Origin of the sequence: Streptomyces tricolor (assembly GCF_002155905.1) — a bacterium.
GTDB classification, from domain to species: domain Bacteria; phylum Actinomycetota; class Actinomycetes; order Streptomycetales; family Streptomycetaceae; genus Streptomyces; species Streptomyces tricolor.
This window is the reverse complement of sequence record NZ_MUMF01000725.1, coordinates 1-3489: the sequence shown is the minus strand read 5'-3', so window position 1 is coordinate 3489 and position 3489 is coordinate 1. Positions and strand designations below refer to the sequence as shown.

Sequence of the window (3489 nt, the reverse complement as noted above, 5' to 3'; positions counted from 1 at the left end):
GGCGCGGACCGCGAGCATCGCGCGGACCGTCCGGGCGGGCAGCAGCGAGCCGGCCCCGCCCGCGTGGCTGCGCAGCAGACGCAGGCCGTGGGCGGTCTCGTCGGCCGGGTCGACGGTGACGGAGCGGTGCGCGCCGACGCCGGTGCCGCGGCCGTACCAGCGGCCCGTCGCGGCGAGCCGGTCGGCCGTCTCCCGGGCGCGGCGGACCCGGTCCAGGGCGCCGGGGTCGACGGCGGGCACGGCCGCGGCGTCGGCGAGCCGGACCAGGTCGGGCAGGGTGAGGCCGCGGCCGTCGAGCAGGACGCGGGTGTCCCCGGCGTTCGGGGCCACCCGCGTCGGCACGTCCACGGTCGTTCCTGGTCGTTCGGTCGTTCCCGGTCGTTCGGTCGTTCCCGGTCGTCGGCGGCTTCCGCCGTTCCGGCTGTCTCCGCCGTTTCCGCTGTACCGGCTGTACCGGCTACCGGCTGTTCCGGTCGTACGCCCCGTCCCCGCCGCCCCGGCAGTGCGGCGGCGTCAGGCCAGGCCGGCGGACTTCAGCCAGGCCTTCGCGACGTCCAGCGGGTCCTTGTTCTCCAGCTGCACCTCGGTGTCCAGCTTCAGCAGGGTCGCGGTGTCGAGCTTGGCGGAGACCGCGTTGAGCGCCTCCACGCCCTCCTGGGACAGCGCGCTCTTGTAGACGAGCGGCTGGACGTTCTCGAAGCCGAAGAGGTTCTTCGGGTCCTGGAGGACGACGAACTTCTCCTTGGAGATGTTCGGGTCCGTGGTGAAGATGTCCGCGACCTGGACGGCGTCCTTCTTCAGCGCCGCCAGCGTGAGCGGGCCGCCCGCGTCCAGCGCCTTGAAGGACTTGAACTCCAGGCCGTAGACGGACTTCAGGCCCTCCAGGCCCTGGTGCCGGGTCTGGAACTCCGGCGAGGCGCCGATGACCAGGTCCCCCGCGATGTCCTTCAGGTCGGCGATGGAGGAGTTCTCGGTGAGCCGGTACTTCTTCGCGGTGGCCGCGTTGACGGTGACCGAGTCCTTGTCCTCCGCCGCCGAAGGGTTCAGCAGCGTGAGCTTGGAGTCCAGCTTGGCGTTGATGGCGCTCGTGGTCGCGCCGAGGGTCTTCGGCGTCGCCTTCGGGTCGAGGTAGGCCAGCAGCGCGCCGTTGTACTCGGGCAGGACCGAGATGGAACCGTTCTTGATCAGCCCGTAGGTGGTCTCGCGGCTGCCGATGTTCGGCTTGTACGTGACCTTGATCCCCTTGGCCTTGAGAGCCTCGCCGTAGATGTCGGCGAGCAGGGTGCTCTCGGGGAAGTTGTTGGATCCGACGACCACGCTGTCGCCGCTCGCCTTGTTCTCCGTGAGGGGGTTGTCGTCCTTGTCGTCCGTGGAGGAACAGCCCGCCAGCAGAGCCGTCGCCGCCGCGAGGGCGACCGCCGCCGCGCCTCGGTTCCTCCGGATGGACCTGCTGATGTGGGTCGTGGAAGTCACGCGCTGATCCAATCCAGCCGGTTCTCGGTCAGTCAAGGGCCGCAGATCACCGATTGGCCTCGATCTGCGACCACTTGTGCACGGAGAGCGGTCTCTTCGTAACGGATTCTTGATGAAGGAGAGCTGATCGATCTCTCAAGAGGCCTGTAGTGTCAGGCGAGTTGGCCGTCGACCGCAGCGGTGCGCGGGGCCCGCCTCGGTGTCGCGGGACTGACGTCTCCCCGGACCAGACACCCATGAAGGAGGCCCGGTGTCCACGATCGAGGTGGACGCACCCGCCCGGCACGCCCACGACCGGGGCGGAGCACGGGCGTTCGCCGACCGCTGGCCCTTCCGCCGCAAGCTCAACCTGCTCGTCGGCGTCCCCCTCGCGGTCATCGCGGGCCTGCTGGCGTACCTCTTCACGGACCTGGTGCGGCAGTCGTCCAGCGCGTCCGCCGCGGCCCGGTTGGTGCGGGACAGCGCGCAGGTGGCGCGGCTGATGGACCGGGTGGAGGCCGAGCACCAGCAGGCCATCCTGCTCTCGACACGCTACGAGTCCGGGGACGCGCGGCCGTCCACGTCCGCCTACCGCGCGGCACAGCACGCCGTCGACTCCCAGGTGGCCGAGGTGCGCGCGGCCTTCGGCGACCGGCTGCCGCAGCGCGAGGCGCAGGCCCTGCGCGGGGTCGAGGGCCTCACCAGCCTGCGCACCTCGGTGGAGCAGTCGTACCTGCCCGCCGACAACATCGACCCGGCCTACGCGGGCGCGGCCCAGGGGCTGATCGACGGCCTCGGACTCGACCGCAACGCCGACCTCGCCGAGACCTTCACCGGCAACCTGCTGGACTCCCTGCTGCGCGCGGACGCCGCCCACGGTGCCTTCGAGACCAACGTGTTCGCCGCCACCACGGGCGACACCAACGCGCTCATCGAGTTCACCAGCGCGGTCGGCGCCTACGACCTCTACACCCACCAGGCCGAGCGGTTCGGCCGGTTCGCCACCGAGGCGCAGGCCGAGCGGCTCTCCGGCATCGAACACACGCGGGCACAGCGGAAGATCGCCGATGCCTACGCCGAACTCCAGGTGGACGTCGGCCGGTTGCAGACGGACGACCAGGCGCAGTTGCGGCGGGCGGTGCGGGAGGCGCTGGCCGACTACCCCGCCTATCCCGAACAGGCCGCCGCCCGGCTGGAGATCACCACCGCGCTGATCGGCCAGATCGCCGACCGGGCCGACGCCGCCGCCGACTCCGCCCGCTGGCGGGCCGGTCTGCTGCTGAGCGGCTCGCTGCTCGCCTTCGCGCTGTGGATCGCCTTCGCGGTGCTGGTGCGCCGCTCGGTGGTCCGGCCCGTGCAGGCGCTCACCGGAGCGGCGCGGGAGGTCGCCGAGGTGGCGGGACGCGAACTGGCCCGGGTGGCCGACGACGACACCGAGGACGACGGGCCGCCCCGGCTGCGGGACATGCCGGTCACGGCCCGCGACGAGATCGGCGATCTGGCGGAGGCCTTCAACCGGGTACAGACCACCGCCGCCGCCCTGCTGGAACGCCAGGTGCTCAGCCGCCGCAACACCGCGGAGATGTTCGGCAACGTCGGCCGCCGGGTCTCCAACCTGTCNNGACCCGGCGCTGCTGGAGCGGTTGTACTCCATCGACCACATCGCCGTACGCCTGCGTCGCAACGCCGACAGCCTGATGCTGCTGGCCGGCATCCGCGAGACCGTGCTGGACGCGGGGCCGACGGCGCTGTCCACCGTCGTGCGGGCCGCGCTCGGGCAGATCGAGGGCTATCGGCGGGTACGGCTGTACGCCGCGTCGGACGTCCTGGTCGAGCCGGACGTCATCGGTGACCTCACGCTGATGACGGCCGAACTGCTGGAGAACGCGGTGTCGTTCTCGCCGGAGGGCAGCCCCGTCGAGGTCACCGTCCGGTCGAGCGCCGAGGGCACGCACGTGGTGATCACCGACCACGGCCTCGGCATGAGCGCCGAGCGGCTCGCCGAGGAGAACGCCCGGCTGATCCGCCGGGAGCGGC

Annotated in this window: 2 protein-coding genes and 1 pseudogene; 1 reads left to right on the top strand and 2 read right to left on the bottom strand. The window is 71.6% G+C overall.

From position 1 onward, the window contains the following. On the bottom strand, positions 1-348 hold a 348-nt coding region (locus CCN44_RS38245), incomplete at its 3' end, for an aromatic amino acid lyase (protein ID WP_158103207.1). 165 nt (positions 349-513) lie between these two features. Next, complete coding sequence (locus CCN44_RS38240) at positions 514-1473, bottom strand: ABC transporter substrate-binding protein (protein WP_086703427.1); 960 nt, start codon at positions 1471-1473, stop codon at positions 514-516. A 250-nt stretch (positions 1474-1723) separates the two neighbouring features. On the opposite strand from CCN44_RS38240, the pseudogene CCN44_RS47555 reads away from it, so the two are divergent. Next, positions 1724-3489: pseudogene (locus tag CCN44_RS47555) on the top strand (HAMP domain-containing protein); the annotation flags it as partial.